Raw genomic sequence first — 236 nt, 5'->3', positions numbered from 1 at the left:
GCCAACGTTATAACGAGCATAACAAACATTGCTGGAAGCAATCTCCTTGCCCTACTAAGCCAGAATTTCTTCAAATCAATTCTCTTATTTCTCTTCCACTCCATCGCTAGAATATCTGTAATTAAATAACCTGAGAGTACAAAAAATACAGTAACCCCTAAAAATCCTCCAGGCATCCAATTAAAATTAATATGATACAAAATAACACCTAGTATAGCTAGGCCCCTTAGACTGTC

Annotated in this window: 1 protein-coding gene; it reads right to left on the bottom strand. The window is 36.4% G+C overall.

Annotated elements, in window-relative coordinates; all coding sequences use genetic code 11:
- Positions 1-236 (bottom strand): acyltransferase family protein (locus tag BAU23_RS24410; protein ID WP_131802516.1); only part of this gene is annotated, 236 nt, incomplete at both ends.

Source organism: Bacillus nitratireducens, from assembly GCF_001884135.1.
GTDB lineage: Bacteria > Bacillota > Bacilli > Bacillales > Bacillaceae_G > Bacillus_A > Bacillus_A nitratireducens.
Note: the sequence above shows the minus strand (reverse complement) of the source record. Positions and strands in the feature narration are given on the sequence as shown.